Raw genomic sequence first — 23,364 nt, 5'->3', positions numbered from 1 at the left:
TCCTGTAAAAAAAATTCATATTCTGTGTTTAGTCTATCTGTCTGGGTTCAGCCATATCACCGACTTTGACAATTTTCATAGCATTGGTGCTGCCCTGAATTTCAAGATCGCCTTTAGTGATAATGACGATATCACCATCAGACACAACACCACGGCGGACAAGCTCATCTACCATCTCTTTATTCATCAGCGCATGATCATGATGTTCTACATCAAACTTAAGCGGATAAACGCCTCTGTATAAGGTCACTTTCCGTGCTGTTTTTTCATGGGGTGTAAGTGCAAAGATAGGAATACCTGAACTAATTCTGGACATCCACAACGTGGTTGCACCTGAGTCCGTCAACGCAGCAATCGCTTTTACATCCAGATGGTTGGCAGTATACATAGCAGCCATAGCGATGGCTTCATCCATCCGTTCAAAATGCGAGTCTATCCGGTGTCGCGATACTCGTATTTCACGTTCCAGTTCTGCTTGCAGACAAACACGGTCAACAGCCGCTATGGTTTTTATTGGATTTTTACCAATCGCCGTTTCCCCGGATAACATCACCGCATCGGTGCCATCCAGCACAGCATTGGCCACATCAAACACTTCAGCCCGGGTCGGAATCGGATTCATGATCATTGATTCCATCATCTGGGTGGCTGTAATGGTCAGGCAGTTCTTTTTACGAGCCAGCCCAATGATACGTTTTTGAATAGGCGGTAATGCGGCATCCCCCATCTCCACGCCCAAATCGCCACGTGCGACCATAATCGCATCGGTAGCTGAGATGATCTCATCAATAGCTTCTACCGCTTCTGCACGTTCAATTTTTGCCACAATGGCACCATAGCCGCCAGCATCGCGTAATAACTGCCTTGCCTGATGGATATCATCAGCCGAACGAGGGAATGACACAGCGAGATAGTCTGCCTGCATGCTGGCAGCCGTTTTAATATCATGTTTATCTTTATCGGTAAGGGCTTTGGCAGATAGTCCACCACCAAGACGGTTAATGCCTTTGTTATTGGAGAGAACACCACCGAAACTTACCGTCGTATAGATTTTATGCGTATCGACTTTATCCACACGCAATACAATCCTGCCATCATCAAGGAGCAAGGTGTCTTTCGCTTTGACATCACGTGGAAGCGCTTTATAGTCAATGCCCACTTGCTGTTCATCACCCTCGTCTCTACCAAGCTGGGCATCCAGAATGAAATACGCGCCTTCTTCAAGCACAACCGAGCCTTGTTTAAAGCGGGAGATACGAATTTTGGGTCCCTGAAGGTCAGCCAGAATGCCAACCTGTTTATTTTGCATACGAGCACGTTCTCTGACCAGCTCTGCCAACGCAATGTGAGTGTCAGGCTCACCATGAGAGAAGTTAAGCCTGACCACATTCATGCCGGCTGCGATCATCGCATCCAATACTTGCGGGCTTTGTGTGGCCGGCCCTAAAGTCGCAACAATTTTTGTTCGTCTTATGGCCGTCACATGAAACTCCTTTATGCTTGTGCGGCACGTTGCTCCAAAATATCTACAGCCGGTAATTTTTTACCTTCAAGAAACTCCAGAAATGCGCCACCACCGGTTGAAATATAAGAAATGTCATCACAAATTTTATATTTAGACACTGCCGCTAATGTATCACCACCACCAGCAATAGAAAATGCATCAGACTCAGCAATCGCCATCGCGACTTCTTTCGTGCCTTCACCAAACTGATTAAATTCAAACACGCCGACCGGACCATTCCAGACAATCGTACCAGCGTTTTTTAAAATTTCTGTTAAAGCGGCGGCCGATTTTGGACCAATATCAAAAATCATGTCATCGGCAACGATATCGGTCACTTTTTTGACTTCAGCTTCCGCATTTTCAGCAAAATGCTTACCACATACGACATCAACTGGTACCGGAATATCCCCACCACGAGCCTGAGCTTCCGCTCTTAGTTTTTTACAGGTATCAATTAAGTCTTCTTCATAAAGCGAATTACCGACTTGGTGACCCTCTGCCGCAATAAAAGTGTTGGCTATCCCACCACCGACAATCAGTTGATCCACTTTTTTAGATAACGATTCCAGCACCGTCAACTTGGTGGATACCTTTGAGCCACCTACAATCGCAACTAGCGGCCTTGCCGGGTTATCCAATGCTTTCGCCAATGCTTCTAATTCTGTTGCCAATAGTGGACCGGCACATGCAATCGGTGCGTATTTCGCTACGCCATGCGTCGACGCCTGAGCACGATGAGCTGTGCCAAAGGCATCCATTACAAACACATCACACAACTTGGCCATACGACGAGATAACGCATCATCGTTGGCTTTTTCACCGATGTTAAAACGCACGTTTTCACACAAGACGACTTCACCCGCTTCAACGGGTATAAATTCTGGTTCTAGCCAGTTTTGCTCAAGCCTGACCGGTTGATCCAATAAGGCTGATAAATAATTAGCAACAGGGGCCAGCGAGTACTGATGCTCATACTCACCTTCAGTTGGTCTGCCAAGATGCGACATGATCATGACCTTTGCACCTGCTTTTAATGCCATTTCTATAGTGGGCAATGAAGCATGAATACGGGTGCCATCAGCAACAACACCTTTTTTCAGTGGCACATTAAGATCTTGGCGAATCAGTACACGCTTACCCGCCAAATCCAGATCAGCCATCTTGATTACAGACATGATGATTTTCCTCGTGAATAATTAAATTTGTGATCTCCATCACAAAGTATAACGTTCTAAATTAGTTTGACCATAAAAAAAGGCTTCCTGAATCCAGAAAGCCTTAACGTTTTTATTGATAAATGAATGAATTAACGACCAACGTGCTGTACAAGACGCATCATATTGCAGGTATAGCCATATTCATTGTCATACCACGCAACCACTTTAACAAACGTCTTATCCAATGCGATTCCAGCACCGGCATCAAAGTTTGAAGGGGCTGTGTTACCACGAAAATCCGTTGATACCACGCTTTCTTCCGTATAACCCAGTACATCTTTTAACTCTGATGTAGAAGCGGCTTTCATCGCTGCGCAGATATCTTCATATGTCGCATCTTTGTCTAACTCAACCGTCAGATCAACCACCGAAACATCCGATGTCGGCACGCGGAAAGCCATACCGGTTAACTTGCCATTCAAATCAGGTAAGACTTTACCAACCGCTTTCGCCGCACCGGTAGATGATGGAATAATATTTTCCAAAATGCCGCGACCACCACGCCAATCTTTCATTGAAGGGCCATCCACGGTTTTTTGTGTTGCGGTGGCAGCATGTACTGTAGTCATTAATCCACGTTTGATACCAAAGCTGTCATGCAAAACTTTGGCGACAGGCGCTAATGCATTGGTCGTGCAAGATGCAGCAGAAACAATCGCCTGACCGTCGTAATCTTTATGGTTCACACCATACACAAACATTGGGGTGTGATCTTTTGATGGCGCAGACTGCACCACTTTTTTGGCACCGGCATCAATATGGGCCTGACAACTTTCTTCGGTCAGGAAAAAGCCCGTACATTCTATAACCAAATCCGCACCGACTTCATCCCATTTCAAATCTGCAGGGTTACGCTCAGCGGTAATACGAATGGTTTTACCATTCACCACCAGATTGCCATCTCTGACTTCTACTTCACCATGGAAGCGACCATGCACAGAATCGTATTTGAGCATATAAGCCAGATATTCGGGATCTAACAAGTCATTGATTGCTACCACTTCAATATCTGTAAAATCTTTGATGGCTGCACGAAATGCCATGCGACCAATGCGGCCAAAACCATTAATACCGACTCTAATCGTCATGCTTAATCCCCTATCACTATATCCGTCTGTCTAAGAACTGAAATCTCAGTCTGAAATCTCACTTATTAGACTTTCGAGTTTTAGAGAGAGAAAAACCAGTGAGCAAAACTGCCCACTGGTTCGACTCAATTACTACTTAATTTAAATCAGCAATCATTACAGCACTGATTTAACTGTCTTAACGACATTTTCAACTGTGAAGCCGAAGTGTTTCATCAATACACCACCTGGCGCAGATTCACCAAATGTATCGATACCAACAACGCCGCCTTCCAGGCCAACATACTTGCGCCAGAAGTCAGTGACACCCGCTTCAACAGATACACGTTTAACACCAGGTGTTAACACGCTGTCTTTGTAAGCTTGGTCTTGACGATCAAACACATTGGTTGAAGGCATAGAAACAACGCGTGCTTTCACACCGTCAGCTTTCAGTTCTTCTTGTGCTTTAACCGCTAAGTCAACTTCAGAACCTGTCGCGATAATGATGACATCAGCTGCGCCACCTTCTGCTTCAGACAATACATAAGCACCTTTACGGATAGCTTCAAAGTCAGCAGTATCATGTTTACGGCCAGGGATACCTTGACGGCTTAATACTAAGCTTGAAGGACCATCTTTACGTTCAACGGCAGCAACCCAAGCCACAGCAACTTCAGTTTCATCAGAAGGACGCCATACATCCATGTTAGGAATGTAACGCAGACCTGCTGTGTTTTCGATTGGTTGGTGAGTAGGACCGTCTTCACCCTGACCGATAGAGTCATGAGTCAAGATAGCAATTGTGCGTTGCTTCATCAATGCCGCCATACGTAAAGCAGACTTAGCATAGTCAGAGAACATGTGGAACGTACCACCGTAAGGCAGTAAACCACCGTGCAGAGCCATACCATTCATGATGGCATACATACCAAACTCACGAACACCGTATGAAATGTAGTTACCTGGCTCTTTACCAGAAACATGTTTGAAGCTTGAGCAGCTTGTCAGGTTAGAACCTGTTAAGTCAGCAGAACCACCGATAAATTCTGGTAATTCAGGCGCTAAAGCAGTGATAACGTTTTGTGATGCTTTACGTGAAGCAACGCTTTCTGCTTTATCGTTGAAATCAGCGATCATTTTATCTGTGAATTGTTTCCAGTCAGCGGGTAATTCACCTGCCATGCGGCGTTTAAATTCAGCTGCTAATTCTGGGTATTCAGCAGCATAAGCGTCGAACTTTTTGTTCCATTCAGCTTCAGCAGCATCACCTTTAGCTTTCGCATCCCAACCCGCATAAACATCTTCAGGAATAACAAAAGGTTCGTAGTCCCAACCTAACTCTTTACGCGTTAATGCAACTTCTTCTTCACCTAATGCCGCACCATGGCAATCATGGCTAGCTGATTTGTTTGGTGAACCGAAACCGATGATGGTTTTACAGCAAATCAGTGAAGGTTTGTCAGTGACTTTTTTCGCTGCTTCAATAGCTGCGTTGATCGCATCAGAGTCATGACCATCAACTGATTGAACGTGCCAGCCGTATGCTTCGAAACGTTTAGCAGTATCATCTGTGTACCAGCCATCAATGTGACCGTCGATAGAGATATTGTTGTCATCCCAGAATGCGATCAGGTTACCCAGACCCCATGTACCCGCAAGTGCACATGCTTCATGAGAAACACCTTCCATCAAACAACCGTCGCCCATGAATACATAGGTGTGGTGGTTAACGATGTCATGACCTGGTTTGTTAAATTGGTCAGCCATCAGTTTTTCAGCCATCGCAAAACCAACACCGTTGGTGATACCTTGGCCTAATGGACCTGTTGTTGTTTCAACACCTGGTGCATAACCGTATTCAGGGTGACCCGCACATTGTGAATGTAATTGGCGGAATGTTTTGATTGAATCCATTGGCAAGTCATAACCTGACAAGTGCAACAATGAATAAATCAACATAGAACCGTGACCATTAGATAGGATGAAACGGTCACGATCAGCCCAATTTGGGTTGTTTGGGTTGTGTTTTAAATGGTCATTCCATAACACTTCGGCAATATCTGCCATACCCATAGGCGCGCCGGGGTGACCCGAGTTCGCCTTTTGTACTGCGTCCATGCTCAGCGCACGGATAGCATTAGCTAAATGTCTACGTGTAGCCATTATCTACATTCTCCTATTAAAAAAAATTAAGCTGCCCGCCATTTGATCGAGCAACCCATACTAGGTATTTGATTTTCTGGGCCGTGGCCTGTTTCTGCCACTTGTTTCATTGCTTCAAACAAATCTCGTCTGACATCAGATGCCGCTGCTTGTTTTTTACTGGCATCTAAACGACCGCGATATTGTAGTTGCAAATCACCGTTATAACCAAAAAAATCGGGCGTGCAGACTGCACCATAAGCCTGGGCAACCTGTTGTGTTTCGTCATACAAATAAGGAAATGAAAACTGCTGCTGTTCAGCAACGCGTTTCATATTATCGAAAGCATCTTCTGGATAGTCATTCACATCATTAGACATAATGGCGACAGAGTTAACGCCCAACTCTTTCAGCGCATTCGTATCACGGACAAGTCGATCCATGATCGCTTGTACGTACGGACAATGGTTACAAATGAACATCACTAATAGTCCATTTTCACCACGACACTCATCTAATGTCCAAATTTTACCGTCTGTTCCTGGCAGAGAAAAATCCACAGCAGGCAAACCAAATTCACAGACTGGTGTCTCTAAAGCCATAAACGCTCGCTACAGTTGTACTTTTGTCGTTTCAGGTGAAAAACTACGCATGAAACTCTTTTGGAGTTCTGCATATTACCAGACAAATTGCATAATGCGAAATCAAGCTGTTAGCGCTTTTTAGGCGTGCCTGTTTTGACGAACTGTAAAAAAAGTAATGACTTAGAGCACAAGCGTATCGGTTTCCATTGCCCTGATTTATCTACAAACAGGATCAGACCTCTGACAATTTTCACTGCTGCGCGTTTTAACGATTCGTTTCCGCTGAACGCCGCATATTAAGGTGCACTGTTATCACTTAATGCCAACATCATGTTTTAATGTTGTTATTGAATTACCGCCTGAACAGGCTCGTATCCTAAGCTGAGAATCTCATGGCTCAAAAGAAAACGCCCGCTAAAAAACGTACACGCTCAAAAAAAACAAGCTCCCGAAGAAAAAAACAAACTGGTTTCATCAGTCGCTCAAGCTTACTCAAGATCGCTTTTACGATCCTCGTTCTGCTCGGTTTGTTAACGCTGTTTCTTGATGCTCAAATCCGTAGCCAGTTTGAAGGCAAACGTTGGGCGGTTCCTGCCAAGGTGTATGCACGTCCACTGGAACTATATGCGGGTGCGCCAATATCGATTGCTGACTTAAAAATCGAGCTGAGAGGCTTGGGTTATCAGTTTACCAACAAAGCCGCCCAACCGGGGCAAGCCGCGTTTTCGACATCAAAAGCCATTATTGCAACTCGGGGATTCCGCTTCAGTGACGGTATGGAGCCGGCAAGAAAACTGATTCTCGATTTTGATGGCCAAGGCCTAACACAATTGAGAGATTACCAGGGGCAGGATGTGCCGTTGGTTCGGCTTGAACCCGTACTCATCGGTGGTATCTATCCCTTAAATAACGAAGATCGGGATCTTATCCAGCTGAAAGATGCGCCGCCGATGCTGACCGAATCCTTGATCGCGATAGAAGACAGGGATTTTTATCAGCACCACGGTATATCGCCTAAAGGCATTGCTCGTGCGATGGTTGCTAATATTAAAGCCGGTGGTTTTGTGCAAGGTGGCAGTACGTTAACTCAGCAATTGATCAAAAACTTTTATCTGACCTCGGATCGCAGCCTTGTCAGAAAACTCCTCGAAATTCCCATGGCTTTGTTATTAGAACTTCATTATGACAAAGATGAAATTCTCGAAGCTTATTTAAATGAGGTCTATCTGGGACAGGATGGCTCCCGAGCCATTCATGGTTTTGGTTTAGGAGCACATTACTTTTTTGCTCAACCCCTACAAGAACTGAAATTGCATCAGTTAGCGCTACTGGCTGGACTAGTTAAGGGGCCCTCTTATTATGATCCAAGACGTCACCCTGAACGAGCGAAAAAAAGACGTAACCTGGTATTACAAGTGTTGTTTGAGCAGGGGAAAATCACCCAGCAACAATATCAGCAAGCTATCAATGCGGATCTTGATGTCGTCAAAAAAGGTACCTTATTAAAAGAAGCCTACCCGGCGTTTCTGGATTTAGTAAAACGACAACTTCGTCGTGACTACCGTGATGAAGATCTGAATTCCGAAGGTTTACGTGTTTACACCAGCCTGGATCCCATCACTCAAAGCCATGCTGAAATGTCACTCAAACAAACCATCAGCACTTTGCAACAAAGCTATGGCGCCAAACTGAAACCATTGCAGGGCAGTATGGTAGTCACGGATCCACAAACGGGTGAAGTACTTGCGGTTATTGGTGATAAAAACACCCGTTACAAAGGATTTAACCGCGCATTAGACTCGCTTCGCCCAATCGGCTCCCTAGTAAAACCCGCAGTGTATTTAACCGCATTAGAGCATGGCAAAACGCTGGCCAGTATTGTTGATGACTCAAGCTTGACGGTGAAACTGCCTAATGGGCAAACATGGAAACCACAAAACTTCAGCAAACAATCACACCAACAGGTCATGCTGATTGATGCCTTAGCCCATTCTTATAATATTGCAACTGTTCGCCTTGGTATGGAGGTTGGCTTAAAAGAAGTGATTAACACATTAAATCGGCTGGGTATTAAACGTCAGTTAGATGCTTACCCCTCTCTTTTACTTGGCGCACAAGGACTATCCCCCCTCGAAGTAGCGACCATGTATCAAACGATTGCTGCCAATGGTTTCCAGACACCTGTACGAGCGATTCGCACGGTGACAGATAGTCAGGGCGAAGCATTATCCAGCTATCCATTCCAGCTACGTCAAACTATTGATGCTGATGATGTTTATCTAATTCAAACTGCCATGCAGGAAGTCACTCACAGCGGTACTGCTGCCAGCATTTATTCCGTATTACCGAGCAGTATCAATACAGCCGGAAAGACAGGAACCACCGATGACCAGCGCGACAGTTGGTTTGCAGGATTTAGTAACAATCGTTTAGCCGTCGTCTGGCTAGGCCTGGATGATAATTCACCCTTGCCGTTTACCGGTTCCGGTGGTGCACTCAGAGTCTGGAAGAGCTTTATGAAAACTCAGCCGCTTGAATCATTTGAGGCACCGTTACCAGACGATATAAAATGGCTATGGATAAACGCTGAAACCGGTTTACTGTCTGCTGAAAACTGCGAAGGTGCAAGGCTGCTACCCTTTATTTCTGGATCAGAACCGACTGAAGCATCCGAATGTATGACAAAACCAGATGAATCATCTAACCCAGTGACACGTTCATTGAACTGGATCAAAGACTGGTTCTAATAAGGTATAACAATGACAAATTATGTATCACGTTTTTTTGTAACGGGGCTTATGCTAAGTGTGCTTGCTGCCTGTACAACATCGCCTTATCAACCCTCACAACCACCAGTTGATGATCGTAGTAACCTGCCTCCTCAACAGCCCACGCCTGAAACTCATGCCTATCCGCCTGTGGAAGAAGCCATTCCTGGACAATCTATCCCTTCACACCAAGCGCCACCACCGCAAGCTCAGTTGCCACAAAAACAAAACCCTGCTGTTATTGCTTTACTGGACAGGGCTGAGCAAGCAAGAGTCAGTGGTGACTTAAGAAGTGCGCAGAATAACTTACAACGAGCACAACGTATTGCCCCAAGGGATCCTAAAGTCTATTACTCTTTAGCTCAGACGCATATGAGTCTGGAAGATTATGACTTAGCAGAACAAGTCGCCTTAAAGGGCGTGTCGTTATCCTCAGGTAATCAAGTTCTTCTGAAACGTTTCTGGCAGTTGATCACCGAAATCAGATTACGGGCTGGCGACGTCTCCGGAGCAGAAGTAGCTAAACTGAGAGCCCAGAAATACTAATCAGACTGACTTAAGCGCTTATATAGGAAGGGATAATCGGACAATAAGTCCGTCATACCCTGAATATCGAATACTTCTACTTTATCCAGAAGTTGCTGGGCATAATTGGCTAAAGGTGTGAATTTCTCTTTATCTGCGACTTGGTTCAGGTCCGATGCAAAACGTTTAATTTCACTCATATTATTGCTTTCTTTGACCATCTTCCAAATCGGCATTTTGCTCTCCATAAAGCCGAGAATAGTCGGTAATACACTAATTTCATGTTTCGATAAGACTGGCATCTGATCATTAGCGTGAGCCATGTCTGAATCACTAGGCTGTTCATGCACTAAGAATTCGGCCAGCTTATGGTAGAGTTCGGCCTTTTTGACTGGCTTACGGATATGCGCATCAAAATGCTCTGATTTGAGACGATCAAAATCATCCTTCATCACAGAGGCTGTGAGCGCAATGACCGGGATATCAAATTCTGCCTTAATTTTTTCTGCCGCCTGATAACCATCCATCACGGGCATACGTAAATCCATCAACACTAAATCAATAGGATGATGTTTCATCGCTTCAACCCCTTCTTTACCATTTTCGGCCTCAATAATTTTCAGTGCAGAAGTAGAGAAACTCTCAGCCACCAAGCGCCGGTTATCTTCAATATCATCAACCACAAGAATGGTTGCCGGAGCAAAAACCGGCAATGTCGGCTCGCTGTAATTATTCAATGTTGTTTCAGCAGCAATCGCTGCCACAACGACATTATCCAAGTGCACAGTAAATATCGACCCTTTGCCCAATTGACTCTTGACGGTAAGCGTCCCACCCATCAGTTTAATGAGACGACTGCAAATCGATAATCCCAACCCCGTGCCACCAAACTTGGCGGTATCCTGACCTACTGTTTGATTAAAGTCTTCAAAAATTCGGTCTAATTGATCTTCTGGAATACCAAGACCGGTATCTTCCACATCGATACGCAGCCCTAATTTACTGCCGATATTATTTTTATTATCGACACGTGCCCGCATGGTTATTCGCCCTGACTCAGTAAATTTAACGGCGTTTCCTAATAAGTTGAGCAATACCTGGCGCAGTCGAACCACGTCTAACATCAGACTTTGTGGAATTTCAGCATCTACTTCTAATACCAGCTCTACGCCTTTATTTCTCAAAGGCACACTGAAAATATGGGATAACTCTTCAAATAAGACGTGCGGGTTTGTCGCTGCGTAATTAATCTCTAATTTTCCCGCCTCAATTTTGGATAAATCGAGAATGTCATTTATTAATAACATTAAATCATTGCCGGCAGACTGAATGGTTTTTACATAGGATTTTATCTTGTTGTCTTTGACCTGCTCATAAAGCAGTTCGGTAAACCCAATAATAGCATTCATAGGTGTACGAATTTCATGACTCATATTGGCCAGAAACTCCGATTTAGTGCGATTAGCGACCTCGGCTTTTTCTTTCGCCTCCAGCAACTGTGCTTCCATCTCCAGCCTGTCCGTGAGATCCACCGCAATACCCAACAAGGCATCTTGATTCTGATATTTGATGGGCATGATAGACACCATCATTGAGCGTTCTTCACCATCCAGTTTTTTAAACTGGACGATTTTCTGATCGACAAACCCTTTTGTTCTTATATCTTCCAGAACATCCTCACGCTGACTTGGATTGGCGTAAAAATCGAGAATATTAAATCGCTCCAATTCATCTATTTGTAGGTTGTAGTCTAATAAGGCTTGCGGGTTACCAGTAATAATCTGGCCATCATAGCGTGTCACCGAAATTTGCAAGGGAAGATGATCTATCAATGTTTTTGTCTGTGCTTCGGCCGCTTCCCGCAAACGAATCTGAGCAGCGAGCTTTCTATTCCAATATAAAATCCATGCTACTACTACCAGAAATACTGCAATAACCTTCAAAACAAGACTGTAATCAACGATCGTTGCGTATTTATCTTTTCCCCATTCATCCAGAATACGTTGTTTCTCTGTAAGCGAAATCGCATTAAATGTGCGATTAAAAAGACTCACCATAGGCTGATATGCCTCACTAAAGCCGAATGCAAGAGAGGTTTTAAACCCGGTTTCACCCACTATCCTGATATTATTAATCCCCATCTCTGCAATGTGATAGCTGGCTTGTGCCAATGTTGCGACCAATGCATCTACTTTTCCCGTAGACACAGCTGTTAGGCCATCCTGAATGCTCATGACTTCGATGAAGTTAATTTCGGGATACTGGTTACGAATATTATTCACATAACCATATTCATGAATGACCGCAATTTTTTTCTTTTTTATGGAAGAAAGACTTTCGACATAGACATTGTCATCACGCATCACGACAACAATCGGACTATTTAAATACGGCCTGGTGAAAGTAAGAAACTGACCCAAAGTGGAATCACGGGTTTCTGAAATCATATCGACTTTACCAGACTTAATCAGATCAATAGATTCAGTCCAACTGGACGTTGGAACATACTCAATCGTGATACCCAGCTTCTTTTCTATCAAATGCAAATATTCAGCAACAATACCAATATAGTTGCCATCTTTATCAAATGCTTCGTAGGGCAACCAATTTGGATCACCCGTAAAGCGAATTGTTTTATGTTCGTTTAACCAGGCTTGTTCACTCGGTGACAGGATAATATTTTTGGAAACGCCTTCTGCGATAATATTTCGTTTGAACCACTTGTCATCAATACTACGTTTTTGCACAGCAGAGATAGCCAGCAAACCTTTATCAATAATGGATAACAACACTGGCTCAGATTTCTGCGTAGCCATATAGAGATTCTCACTCCCTAAATAGCGTGTTGACTGTAAGGGTTCGATATTCAGGATCCCTTGCCTGTCCAGCTTGTAACTTAATACCGCATAGTAGTCATACAACAAGTCGGCTTTGCCATTTAAAACCAGCTCAATAGCCTCATCTGCAGTGTTGGTTTCAACAATATTGAGTTCAGGGAAATAACGTTTAATCGTACTGATGCGAGAGTCATCTCTCGGTAAAGCGACCCGTAAATTATCCAGAGAGTTTTTGTCATCCAGCTTGATATCACTGCGAATAAAAAAATACTCTACTGCTTCGTGATAGGGACTGGAAAAAGCCATATATGAAGACTTTTCCTGTGTCATAAATACGGCAGGTAGTAAATCAATTTCTCCCGCCACAAACTGTTTAAGGTGATCGCGCCAAGTACCCGTCTCCTCATATTTGAATTTCAAACCGGTTAACGATGAAATAATATTAAGGTAGTCTCTAGCTATACCCTGATACTGGCCTTTCGAATCAATAAAATCGTAGGGTGGCCACTCAGCGCCTCCACCGACAATCACTACTGGATGTGTTTCTATCCAGTCAATTTCTTCCTGCGTTAGTAATACTGGTGTCTGATACTGTGTTTTAACCGTTTCGTTATCCGCCATAACAGTCGAGCTAAACAAAGTAACGACCACATTTAATAACAGAAAGAACAAAGTGATAAACATCATTCTTTTTGTTATTAAATCATCATTCATCTTATATGCTTCTATTTCACTATTTCAGCAAACTTATCAAGATTCTGTATCATCAAGTCCACTAACTCAGGATCAAAGTGAAGACCTCGCTGTTCTTTAATGAACTCAATAGCCTCATTCACAGACCAGGCAGGTTTATAACAACGTTGATGGGTTAAGGCATCAAACACATCCGCTAATGCCACGATACGACCATATATGTGGATATCATCGCCCTTTAGCGCTCTCGGATAGCCACTGCCATCCCATTTTTCATGATGTTGATGAGCAATAATCGCCGCTGATTTAATTAATTTACGTTTGGAACCAGACAATAATTTATAGGCATTAGTGGTATGCGATTTCATGATCTCAAACTCTTCCGGCGTATATTTCCCTGGCTTATGAAGAATCTCATGAGGCACTGTCATCTTACCGATATCGTGCATCGGTGAAGCATGATAAAGGGTATCTGCATCCATATCCGTTAATGTCGGATGAAGTTTTGCCAATAATGCTGAGATTTCTGCCACACGACGTATGTGTTTGCCTGTTTCATCTGATGTCGATTCCATCAGCTCAGTTAAAAACCAGATTAATTCTTTTTGGCTGTTTTCTAATTCAGATAATAATCGAGCCTGGGCGAAACGGGATTTTGTCTCAAGGTCAATATTTTGTTGTTCGAGCCACTTTTTGGTTTGGTATAGCTGGATATGGGTTCTGACACGTGCTAACAGCTCAGCAGCATGAAACGGTTTGGTCACATAATCGACCCCGCCAGCCTGAAATGCCTTGGCAATCGAGTCAACATCGGCTTTGGCCGTGAGGAATATGATAGGAATATCCTGATATTGTGAGCTAGCCTTTATGCGTTTACAGGTTTCATAACCATCGATGCCAGGCATCATTATATCGAGCAGAATAAGGTCAAAATCAGCATCATCACTATTGAGAATTGATAATGCTTTTTCGCCACTATTGGCAAAAGAAAACTCATAACTGTCTTCTCTCAGCAAATTCATAGCGACCTGAATATTGTCAGGGACATCGTCAACTATGAGAATCTGAGCATGTGGTGCCATCAATCCAACCTGTTAATGCGTTGGTTCGATTATATAAGTAAGTTAAGAGAAAAGTACAATACCCTGCATGAAGCAGGGTATTGGTAAAGAAATTTAGAGATCAGAAGCAGAGCTCTAACAGAAAATTGTCAGTCAGAATTTAAGATAAACCTAAAACATCCTGCATATCAAATAACCCATTTTGCTTCTGCATTAGCCAGCTAGATGCACGCATGGCACCGAATGCAAAAGTCATACGACTGGAAGCTTTATGGGTAATTTCAACCCGTTCACCTTCGGCGGCAAACATAACTGTATGGTCACCCACAATATCGCCTGCGCGAACAGTGGCAAACCCAATCGTATTTCTATCACGCTCTCCGGTACGTCCTTCACGACCATAAACAGCACACTGTTTAAGATCACGACCTAAAGCATCGGCAACCACTTCACCCATACGCAATGCGGTGCCCGATGGCGCATCAACTTTATGGCGGTGGTGTGCTTCAACAATTTCAATGTCGACATCGTCACCTAAGACACGTGCGGCAATATCCAATAATTTTAATGACAGGTTCACCCCAACACTCATATTGGGTGCCAAAATCGTCGCTATTTGCTTTGCCGCATCTTCGATCGCTTGTTTTTGGTCTGCATCAAAGCCGGTTGTACCGATAACCGGTCGACATTGGTGAGCAACACAAGCAGGTAATAAAGCCATTGTGACTTCAGGCAAAGTAAAATCAATAATGATGTCGGAGTCTTTCGTGGCTTGTTCGATATCCGAGCTAATCGCAATACCCAGTTTACCTACGCCTGCAACTTCACCTGCATCAGCGCCTATTAGCGAGGAATCGGCGCGATCTATCGCCGCACTGAGTTCTAAACCTTCAGTCTGTTCAACTGCCTGAATCAGGCAACGCCCCATTCTGCCAGCAGCGCCATTAATCGCAATCTTAGTGGCCATAATTATTCCTTTTTCATTTCGCCTGATGATATCTGCACATCATATTATTCAAAAAAACGTTTTACCGCATCCAGCCAGGAGCTATGTTTCGGGTTGTGCTTTTCACCGCCCCCTTTCAGATCGCCCTCAAACTCTTGCAGTAATTCTTTCTGTTTTTTTGATAACTTCACGGGGGTTTCGATAATAACCCGACATAAAAGATCGCCGGTTGCGCCACCACGAACTGACTGCACACCTTTACCTTTCAGGCGGAATTGCTGGCCAGTTTGCGTGCCTTCTGGAATCTTCAGATTGGCTTTGCCTTCCAAGGTCGGTACTTCCACTTCACCGCCCAATGCCGCAGTGACAAAACTCAATGGCACATCGCAAAATAAATTTGTACCATCACGAGTGAAGACATCATGTCGGCTGACTGACACTTCCACATACAAATCACCAGCAGGGGCTCCGTGAGTACCCGCTTCACCTTCACCCGCCAGACGGATACGGTCGCCTGTATCGACACCAGCAGGGACTTTCACTTGCAGTGTTTTTTCTTCCTGAACCAGCCCCTCACCATGACAGTCTGGGCAAGGCTCTTTAATCATTTTACCTGTGCCCCGACAATGAGGACACGGCTGTTGCATGGTGAAGAATCCTTGCTGAATACGTACCTGACCATGACCACCACAGGTGGTACAGGTAACAGGCTGTGTGCCTTTCTTGGCACCACTGCCATCACAGGTGTTACATTCAACATTGACCGGAATACGTATCTTCGCCGTGGTTCCGGCAACGGCATCTTCCAATGACAAATCAAGACGGTATCTTAAATCAGCACCGCGATAAGCCTGCTGTCGGCCACCGCCACCACCGCCGAAAATATCATTAAATACATCACCAAAAATATCGCTGAAGCCGCCACTACTTCTGAATCCTCCACCCATGGATTGATCCACACCCTCATGACCAAACTGATCATAGGCAGCACGTTTTTGACTATCAGATAAAATTTCGTAGGCTTCTTTGGCTTCCTTAAACTTGGACTCAGCTTCAGCATCATCGGGATTTCTGTCCGGATGATATTTCATCGCCATGCGACGATAGGCTTTTTTGATTTCAGCTTCAGTCGCCGTGCGTGATAATTCTAAAACTTCGTAATAGTCTCTTTTGGCCATTATTCTTTTTCCCAACTACCTAAAACGACAAAACAGGCGCCGGAAATTCCTGACGCCTGTTTGCCATGCTCAACATAATCTCGTTAAAGATTATTTTTTGTTGTCGTCGTCAACTTCTTCAAACTCAGCGTCAACGACGTCATCACCTGCTTTTGCATCATCGGCTTGGCCTGCATCAGCACCGGCTTCTGCATTTTCTGCATAAGCACGTTCTGCTAACTTGCCAGCGACTTCACTTAAAGCGGTTGTTTTTGCTTCAATGTCGTCTTTGTCTTCGCCTTTAATCGCTTCTTGTAAAGCGGCGATCGCTGATTCAATTTTTGCTTTTTCATCAGCTTCAACTTTATCACCTAAATCTTTAAGTGATTTTTCTGTGCCGTGAATTAATGCATCAGCTTGGTTACGTGCAGTCACTAGTTCATGGAATTTACGATCTTCATCCGCATGCGCTTCTGCATCTTTCACCATTTTCTCAACTTCTTCATCAGATAAGCCACTAGACGCTTTAATCACGATAGATTGTTTTTTGCCTGTCGCTTTATCTGCTGCTGATACGTTAAGAATACCGTTAGCATCAATATCAAATGTCACTTCGATTTGCGGTGTACCACGTGGAGCAGGAGGAATATCTGCCAAGTCAAAACGACCCAGTGATTTATTCGCTGATGCCATTTCACGCTCACCTTGAAGCACATGAATGGTTACCGCGGGTTGATTGTCCTCTGCTGTTGAGAACACTTGATTCGCTTTTGTTGGAATCGTGGTGTTTTTCTCAACCAGTTTAGTCATCACACCACCCATGGTTTCAATACCCAGGCTCAGTGGCGTGACGTCAAGTAACAATACGTCTTTAACATCACCTGAAAGCACCGCTGCCTGGATAGCAGCACCCACTGCGACCGCTTCGTCAGGGTTCACATCACGACGAGGCTCTTTACCAAACATTTCTTTAACCGCTTCCTGCACTTTAGGCATGCGGGTTTGACCACCGACTAAAATTACATCGCTGATTTCAGATGTAGATAGGCCGGCATCTTTCAGTGCCATTTTACATGGCTCCATGCTGCGTGAAATCAAGTCTTCAACCAATGATTCCAACTTAGCACGAGTTAAACGCATTTCCATGTGTTTAGGACCTGATGCATCCGCTGTGATGTAAGGTAGGTTAATATCTGTTTGCTGGCTTGAAGACAGTTCGATCTTCGCTTTTTCAGCCGCATCTTTCAGACGTTGCAGAGCGAGTGGATCTTTTGCCAGGTCAACACCTTGATCTTTCTTGAACTCAGCCACTAAATAATCAATGATGCGTTGGTCGAAATCTTCACCACCTAAGAAGGTATCACCATTAGTGGCTAATACTTCAAATTGGTGTTCGCCTTCAATATCCGCAATCTCAATGATTGATACGTCGAATGTACCACCACCTAGGTCATAAACAACAACGGTAGAATCGCCGCGTTTTTTGTCCATGCCGTATGCCAGTGCAGCAGCGGTTGGTTCGTTAATAATACGTTTAACTTCCAGACCGGCAATTTTACCCGCGTCTTTGGTTGCCTGACGTTGTGAGTCGTTGAAGTAAGCAGGTACAGTGACCACCGCTTCTGTGACAGGTTCACCCAGGAATTCTTCAGCGGTTTTCTTCATTTTCATCAGAACACGTGCTGAAATTTCAGGTGGCGCCATTTTTTTATCGTTAACAGACACCCAGGCATCGCCATTGTCTGCTTCAACGATTTTGTAGGGCACCATATCGATGTCACGCTGAACGACATCTTCTTTAAACTTACGGCCGATCAAACGCTTGATGCCGTAGAGTGTATTGTTTGGATTGGTGACTGCCTGACGTTTTGCAGACTGACCAACCAATACTTCGTCATCTTTTGTAAAAGCAATGATTGATGGCGTAGTGCGATCGCCTTCGCTGTTTTCGATAACGCGAGCTTTGCCATCTTCCATCACTGCGACACAGGAATTTGTTGTTCCTAAGTCAATACCAATAATTTTTCCCATTTTTATACTCCATCAATCTTGTATCTTGCTGGCTATTTAAGCCGCCTTCGGATAAGTAATTGGGGGATAAAATTAAAATTTCAAGCCCCGAATGTATTTTTATTGAGAGACCACAACCATTGCCGGTCGAAGTAAACGGCCATTGAAGCTATAGCCTTTCTGCATCACGCTAATAACATGATTGGCTTCAATGCCATCGGCAGGTTGCATAGACACAGCTTGGTGTAATTCAGGGTCAAACGGTTGGCCCACGGGATCAACCTGTTCCAAGCCAAGCTTGCCAATATTGTCGAGTAACATTTTCATGGTCATACTCATACCATCGCGAACTGCATCTAGCGTCGCTGATTCTGACTTAGCCGCATTTAAGCCAAGTTCAAGGCTGTCACAAATGGGTAAAAGCTCATTCACAAACTTATCTAAAGCGTGTTTATGGGCATTTTCCAGGTCCCGAGCATGACGGCGACGAACATTTTCCAGATCAGCACGAGCTAATAACACCTGGTTCCAGTTTTCTTCTGCTTGTTTTTGTGCTTCTTCCAACAACTGTTCTGTTGTTTTTTCTGTTTCTGATGATGCCTCAGTTTCAGCTTGCTCACTCGCTTCTACTTCTGGCTTTTCAATTTCTTCATTGCTCATGATGATGTATTCCGCTTTGCTTCTAACAGAACGTCAATCTGGGGGTAAAAAATTTGATTTCAAGGCGAAATTTAGATTTTGTTTAGATATCCCGATGAGCGTTGATTTATTTACAAGCTATTTCGCCTTACTGGCGAGTCAGGGAAATGCTTGCCCATTTCCCTAACAACCCTAGGGCACCCCACCGTGCTGGCCTGTGGCTCCACTCGTCATAACATTGATTCATGCGGTCGGCTAAAACTCGCTACGCTCAAACACTAGCCTCCCTCAGACCTGAATAAATGTCATTCCTCGTCAGCACAAATGGGGAAAGAGAGAATTCTTTTCTTCCCGTCTATTGCCGCTAAAAATTGGCTTCATTTTATGGGTTAAGTGGGCACGTGTTTGAGCGTAGCAAGTTGGTGTCCACGCCATAAAATGCAGTGAATTTTTTGAGACAAGGCAATATCGGGTGCCCTTTTGTTTGGTTCGTTTATTTTGGACAAGCACAAATTCGTCTGAAACGAATTTGGACGCCGGAAGCGCCCAAAGGGTGAGTGACATGGATGTCACGAATCCAATTAAATGAACGCCCCGCGGCAGCTTCGATACTTTAATTCAACGAGCGTGTTGGGTTTCGTTCCTCAACCCAACCTAGAACCCTAAAAGTCTTAAAGACTATGATTCTCTCAACCAAACACATTCCCCACCACTACTTTTCTGCACTTTTTCTAACATCGCCTCATGCGCAGCAAGTTCTTCCTCCGAGGCTCGGATGACTTTCAGATTTCTGGACTTTACAGTCGAAATAACTTCTTCAGCTTCGCTTCCTGATGTGGTTGAGGTTGCCGTTTCCTCTTCGTTAGCAGCCAGCAACATACTAACCTGGCCACCGGTCATTGCTAAATAAACGTCCGCTAAAATCTCAGCATCCAGTAAGGCTCCATGTAACTCACGGTTGGAGTTATCCACGTCATAACGTTTACATAAGGCATCGAGATTGTTTTTCTGGCCCGGATGTTTGTCTCTGGCCATTTTTAAAGTATCTAATACTGTGCAAAGCGAATTAACCCGGCGGTTTTCGCCGCTCAATTTTTTGAGCTCGTGATCAATAAAGCCAACGTCGAACGGGGCGTTATGAATAATTAGCTCGGCACCTTCAATGAATTGCAAAAAATCTTCAGCGATATCCTCAAAACTCGGTTTATCCGCTAAAAATTCATTGGTGATGCCGTGAACTTCAATCGCACCGGCATCAATTTCACGATGAGGATTAATATATTGATGAAATGTTTGCCCAGTGAGGCGGCGGTTAACCATTTCCACACAGCCAATCTCAATAATTCGATGATCTTCAGCGGTGCTGATACCGGTGGTTTCGGTATCCAGAATCACTTGTCGTTTAACAACATTTTCTGCCATGGTGTCCTCTTATTTATTAGCGGCTATTTGTTCTCTGGCGGCAACAGCTAATTGATCCGCGCGTTCGTTTTCAACATGTCCCTGATGGCCCCTCACCCATTCCCATTTTACCTGATGAGGCGCTACTGCTTTATCAAGGCGCTGCCAGAGTTCAACATTCTTCACTGGTTTTTTTGCTGCTGTTTTCCAGTTTTTGGCTTTCCAGCCTGTTAACCATTCGGTCATGCCTTTAATGACATACTGTGAATCCGTGGTAATTGTGACCTGACATGGGCGCTTTAATGCTTCAAGTCCGGCGATTACGGCCATCATTTCCATTTGATTATTCGTGGTATTTTTTTCGGCACCGGACAGTTCTTTTTCTTGTCCCTTTGCTCGTAATATCACGCCCCAACCACCTGGGCCGGGATTGCCACTACAGGCACCATCAGTAAATAACTCAACGTGGTCCATCTGTTCCTTCTCTTGTTATCGGCTTATTCACTAAACCGGCTGACGGAAATAAATTCGGTTGACGCCAGCGTTGTTTAAGCGGGTTGAGCGGGATCGTTCTTTTGCATGCCACCACAATCGTCACGCCGCCAAAACATGGCCATAAACGTTTACCCCAGCGCTCTAAAAAACGGCACCTATTTAACCAACTCATCCGGCTAAAAGGCGGTCTGAACATGACTTTATGATGTTCAACCACTTCAAAATTTAATAGTGCTAACCAATCCCTGATACGAGTTTGGGTAAAAAAATGACCATGCCAGGGCGCATTGTCCTGCCATGAAAACAGGCGGCGCAGCCCCCACAAACTCCAGGGATTGAAACTGCATAAAATGACTCGACCATCGGCGCCAAGAACTCTTTCCGTTTCCCGCAATACCTGATGCGGATCATGGGCATACTCCAACACATGCAAAAGTAATAAATTATCTATACTGTGAGACTTGAAAGGCAGCGACTCAGCGCTGGCATTTAGATCTCCCGTTGGGCCCACAATACTTGTTTTAATGGCTCGATTCGACGGTGGAAACAAAGAATAATGACCACCTAATTGAACATAAAAATACCCGACTAGAGGATGATTGAGAGATGTCAGGATATCCTGCTCATGTTGGATGAGCATCTCTCCCAATGGACTATGCCACCATTGATTCAGTCGTCGTTGTTTGTTCTCATTCATACTGTGAGCCCATTAAAGGAGAAATCATGCTGAATGTGCACAGAATTCCCGCATTTGAAGACAATTATATCTGGCTTATTCAAGCGCAAGGTACGAATAAAGTCATTGCCGTTGATCCAGGTGATGCGACGCCCGTTTTAAAAACCTTAAAAGCCAAAGATCTGGACCTTATTGCTATATTGATTACTCACCACCATGCCGATCATACTGCGGGCATTGTTGAGTTAACAAAAGACGTCGCCATTCCCGTTTATGGTCCTGCCAATGAAAACATAAATGGGGTGACTCATCCACAAACTGGCAGAGACACCATTGCTATCGACCCCGCATTTCCTGAATTTACTGTTTTAAATACACCTGGCCATACGCCTGGTCACATTAGCTATTTGGCTGAAGGAAAACTGTTTTGCGGTGATACACTATTTGCAGCCGGCTGCGGACGATTATTAGGTGGCACCGCAGAGCAATTACATTCCTCACTCAGCCATCTTGCAACCTTGCCTGCCACAACAGAAATCTATTGTGCTCATGAATACACATTAGCCAATTTACGTTTTGCTAAAGCAGTTGAGCCGGATAATGCCTTGCTGATACAACGCTTTGAACAAACAGAAAAAGCTCGCCAGCAGCAACAAGCTACCGTTCCTTCATTGATGCAAGATGAGCTGGACACCAACCCTTTTCTGCGTTGTGAGTTAGACAGTATAAAAAAGGCGACCGAATCTTTTTCCGGTCGCCCGCTGGCAGATAGTCAGGCTGTTTTTACAGCATTAAGAGCATGGAAAGATGCGTTTTAAGCGGCCTTTTCATCTTCTTTATCAAGATTATTAAAGTGAATGTCCATTTGTGGGTACGGAATAGAAATACCGTTTTCATCAAACGCTAATTTGATGGTTTCAATCAATTCCGAACGGACTGGCCAGTAATCATCGGCAGCCACCCATGGGCGCACATCAAAATTCACACTGCTATCCGCTAATTCAGACACACGAATAACAGGAGCAGGATCTGCCATGACTTTCTCATGTCCGGTGACAATATCAGTCAGTAATTGTTTGGCTTTGAGCAGATCATCGTCATAACCGATACCAAACACCATATCGATGCGTCGGGTATCTTTTGCTGAATAGTTAGTGATGGTATCGCCATAAATCAAACCATTTGGGACGATAACTTCACGGTTATCACCCGTCTTCATAATCGTATTGAAAATAGTGATCGTCTCAATAACACCTGCGGTACCTCCAGCTTCAACAAAATCACCAATTTTGAAGGGTCTGAAAAGGATAAGCATCACGCCGGCAGCAAAGTTTTGGAGTGAGTCTTTTAAAGCCAGACCAATCGCCAAACCTGCTGCACCCAGCACAGCGATCATCGAGGTGGTATCGACACCCAGTTGGTCTAAAGCCGCAATGAGTACGAATAACAATAAAATGGCGTTGGCAATGGTGCTAAAGAAATTAATCAGAATAGGATCAAGGTTTGCTCTGACCATCAGTTTGCGTGACATTTTTACCAGCCACTTGACTACTATACGACCGACAAAAACAATGATCGCAGCATAGAGAATATTGATCAGCCAGAATACAACAATACTTCCGGTTGCAGTTTCCAT

18 protein-coding genes are annotated in these 23,364 nt (G+C 44.3%); 3 read left to right on the top strand and 15 right to left on the bottom strand.

Annotated features, from left to right (window positions below; genetic code table 11):
• Positions 1–28 precede the first annotated feature (28 nt).
• From pyk to AC13DA_RS03930, 5 genes are all read right to left on the bottom strand, one after another.
• Complete coding sequence (pyk, locus tag AC13DA_RS03950) at positions 29–1,483, bottom strand: pyruvate kinase (protein WP_284452260.1); 1,455 nt, start codon at positions 1,481–1,483, stop codon at positions 29–31.
• Positions 1,484–1,494: 11 nt separating this feature from the next.
• Entirely contained in the window at positions 1,495–2,682 is a 1,188-nt protein-coding gene (locus AC13DA_RS03945) for a phosphoglycerate kinase (RefSeq protein WP_273183015.1), read from the bottom strand.
• A gap of 131 nt (positions 2,683–2,813) precedes the next feature.
• Complete coding sequence (gene gap / locus AC13DA_RS03940; RefSeq protein WP_284452259.1) at positions 2,814–3,812, bottom strand: type I glyceraldehyde-3-phosphate dehydrogenase; 999 nt, start codon at positions 3,810–3,812, stop codon at positions 2,814–2,816.
• A gap of 156 nt (positions 3,813–3,968) precedes the next feature.
• A complete protein-coding gene (gene tkt, locus AC13DA_RS03935; RefSeq protein ID WP_284452258.1) occupies positions 3,969–5,957 on the bottom strand; it encodes a transketolase in 1,989 nt (662 codons plus the stop codon).
• A gap of 26 nt (positions 5,958–5,983) precedes the next feature.
• A complete protein-coding gene (locus tag AC13DA_RS03930) occupies positions 5,984–6,538 on the bottom strand; it encodes a thioredoxin family protein (RefSeq protein WP_007144432.1) in 555 nt (184 codons plus the stop codon).
• 374 nt (positions 6,539–6,912) lie between these two features.
• Between AC13DA_RS03930 and mrcB the strand changes: the two genes are divergently transcribed.
• The gene (mrcB, locus tag AC13DA_RS03925; RefSeq protein ID WP_284452257.1) at positions 6,913–9,267 is read left to right on the top strand and encodes a penicillin-binding protein 1B; all 2,355 of its coding nucleotides are present in this window, start codon (positions 6,913–6,915) and stop codon (positions 9,265–9,267) included.
• Between the two features lie 12 nt (positions 9,268–9,279).
• Complete coding sequence (locus AC13DA_RS03920; protein ID WP_007144429.1) at positions 9,280–9,834, top strand: tetratricopeptide repeat protein; 555 nt, start codon at positions 9,280–9,282, stop codon at positions 9,832–9,834.
• Here AC13DA_RS03920 and AC13DA_RS03915 read toward each other — a convergent pair.
• The 9 genes from AC13DA_RS03915 to AC13DA_RS03875 form a co-directional block, all read right to left on the bottom strand.
• On the bottom strand, positions 9,831–13,364 hold the full coding sequence (locus AC13DA_RS03915) for a transporter substrate-binding domain-containing protein (RefSeq protein ID WP_284452256.1): 3,534 nt from the start codon (positions 13,362–13,364) through the stop codon (positions 9,831–9,833). The genes AC13DA_RS03920 and AC13DA_RS03915 overlap by 4 nt on opposite strands.
• Before the next feature lie 11 nt (positions 13,365–13,375).
• Positions 13,376–14,425 carry an HD domain-containing phosphohydrolase gene (locus AC13DA_RS03910; protein WP_273183006.1) on the bottom strand — a complete coding sequence of 350 codons (1,050 nt, stop codon included), beginning with the start codon at positions 14,423–14,425 and terminating at the stop codon, positions 13,376–13,378.
• Positions 14,426–14,564: 139 nt separating this feature from the next.
• Entirely contained in the window at positions 14,565–15,371 is an 807-nt protein-coding gene (gene dapB / locus AC13DA_RS03905; protein ID WP_007144426.1) for a 4-hydroxy-tetrahydrodipicolinate reductase, read from the bottom strand.
• Positions 15,372–15,415: 44 nt separating this feature from the next.
• Complete coding sequence (gene dnaJ / locus AC13DA_RS03900) at positions 15,416–16,528, bottom strand: molecular chaperone DnaJ (RefSeq protein ID WP_007144425.1); 1,113 nt, start codon at positions 16,526–16,528, stop codon at positions 15,416–15,418.
• 90 nt (positions 16,529–16,618) lie between these two features.
• Positions 16,619–18,538: a molecular chaperone DnaK gene (gene dnaK, locus AC13DA_RS03895; RefSeq protein WP_417542380.1), complete on the bottom strand. Its 1,920-nt coding sequence runs from the start codon at positions 18,536–18,538 to the stop codon at positions 16,619–16,621.
• Positions 18,539–18,637: 99 nt separating this feature from the next.
• Positions 18,638–19,177 (bottom strand): nucleotide exchange factor GrpE, encoded by a 540-nt coding sequence (gene grpE / locus AC13DA_RS03890; RefSeq protein ID WP_007144423.1) that lies wholly within the window; start codon positions 19,175–19,177, stop codon positions 18,638–18,640.
• 657 nt (positions 19,178–19,834) lie between these two features.
• Complete coding sequence (gene dnaQ / locus AC13DA_RS03885) at positions 19,835–20,578, bottom strand: DNA polymerase III subunit epsilon (protein ID WP_284452253.1); 744 nt, start codon at positions 20,576–20,578, stop codon at positions 19,835–19,837.
• Positions 20,579–20,587: 9 nt separating this feature from the next.
• A complete protein-coding gene (gene rnhA / locus AC13DA_RS03880; protein WP_284452252.1) occupies positions 20,588–21,031 on the bottom strand; it encodes a ribonuclease HI in 444 nt (147 codons plus the stop codon).
• On the bottom strand, positions 21,018–21,749 hold the full coding sequence (locus AC13DA_RS03875) for a class I SAM-dependent methyltransferase (RefSeq protein ID WP_284452251.1): 732 nt from the start codon (positions 21,747–21,749) through the stop codon (positions 21,018–21,020). Before AC13DA_RS03875 ends, rnhA begins: the two co-directional genes overlap by 14 nt.
• Positions 21,750–21,775: 26 nt before the next feature.
• On the opposite strand from AC13DA_RS03875, the gene gloB reads away from it, so the two are divergent.
• Complete coding sequence (gloB, locus tag AC13DA_RS03870; protein WP_284452250.1) at positions 21,776–22,546, top strand: hydroxyacylglutathione hydrolase; 771 nt, start codon at positions 21,776–21,778, stop codon at positions 22,544–22,546.
• Here gloB and AC13DA_RS03865 read toward each other — a convergent pair.
• A complete protein-coding gene (locus AC13DA_RS03865) occupies positions 22,543–23,364 on the bottom strand; it encodes a mechanosensitive ion channel family protein (protein ID WP_284452249.1) in 822 nt (273 codons plus the stop codon). The genes gloB and AC13DA_RS03865 overlap by 4 nt on opposite strands.

The organism is Methylophaga sp. F-2 (assembly GCF_056859315.1).
The sequence above is the reverse complement of the archived record's forward strand: the minus strand, read 5'-3'. Positions and strand labels throughout refer to the sequence as shown.